This is a genomic window from Lactiplantibacillus sp. 30.2.29, assembly GCF_018991255.1.
Classification (GTDB): domain Bacteria; phylum Bacillota; class Bacilli; order Lactobacillales; family Lactobacillaceae; genus Lactiplantibacillus; species Lactiplantibacillus pentosus.
This window is the reverse complement of the sequence record NZ_JAGYGU010000096.1, coordinates 1-1070: the sequence shown is the minus strand read 5'-3', so window position 1 is coordinate 1070 and position 1070 is coordinate 1. Positions and strand designations below refer to the sequence as shown.

The 1070-nt window shown below is 42.3% G+C and carries 1 protein-coding gene; it reads right to left on the bottom strand.

Annotated elements, in window-relative coordinates:
* Positions 1 to 14 precede the first annotated feature (14 nt).
* Positions 15 to 983 carry an IS30 family transposase gene (locus tag KGF65_RS16670; protein WP_003555476.1) on the bottom strand — a complete coding sequence of 323 codons (969 nt, stop codon included), beginning with the start codon at positions 981 to 983 and terminating at the stop codon, positions 15 to 17.
* Positions 984 to 1070 lie beyond the last annotated feature (87 nt).

Here is a 1070-nt window from a genome sequence, read left to right as displayed (position 1 = left end):
CTTCAAATGTCAAATTAAGTTAGAAATTTTAATTGCTCATCAGTGATTTGATTTACGAATGCCTCAAGTGGTGTTTGATAATTGAGACTTTTTCTGGGAATATGGTTCCGTCGACTAGCAACTGCCTGGACAAATTCATCTGATAGCTGGTCCATGATGAGATCATGGTGCAACCCATCCTTACGAAGTAAGTTGTTGGTGTTTTCATTCAACCCACGTTGATTGGGTGCTCCTACAGCGGCAAAGTAAATATTTAAATCAAACTGGTTAGCAATCGTTCGCCAACCGGCGAACTCCTTACCATTATCAAACGTGATGGACTTAAACAAGTGGCGTGGCAGCTTCGTCAACCAGGCTGCTAAACTACGATTGACGTTTTGTGATGACTTGGTATGTGAATTCAAAACAATTGCGACCTTGGTCTGCCGTTCAACCAGTGTGGTTACGGCACCCTGATGGTTTTTGCCTTGAACCGTGTCGCCTTCTAAATGACCGAATTCTCGTTTAAAATTAGGATAGTCCTGATAACGGGTTTTTAAATCTCTGCCCAATTGCCCAGCTTTTCCTCGTCGTTCAACGTACCCATTAGGGTGACGCTGACCATGCATGGGTAAATCTTTGGCGAACAAGCCAAAAGCATCACGTTTGAAAATGCGATATAGGGTTCGTACGCCGCAGCTAAAAGAACGTTCGTGGCGATTAATAATTGTATCTGGTTGCCACCCCGCTTGAATTTTGGCTTGGATATAAACCAGTTCATCAGGGGATAGTTGAATGGGCTTACGCCCACAATGTTGTTTGTGCCGTCGATAATGTTGTTGGTAATCAATAAGCGTACCGCCAGCGTCAAGAAAACGATAGATGCGATAAACGGTTTCAGCACTCCGGTGGAGTGCTGGTGCTACTCGGTAAGCCTTTTTATTGAGCTTCCAAAAGGAATAAATTGTAGTGAGTTCGTCTATGGTAAGATGAGTATAGGTCATTTGTGATCAGCCTTTCTTTTGATTTCAACACTCAAAAGTCTATCACAAATGGCTTTTTAAATTTCTAACTTAATTTTACAAACAGGG

What these genes read in the sequence shown, in the direction of transcription:
- KGF65_RS16670 (WP_003555476.1), bottom strand. Translation starts at nt 983, where the DNA reads ATGACCTATACTCATCTTACCATAGACGAACTCACTACAATTTATTCC.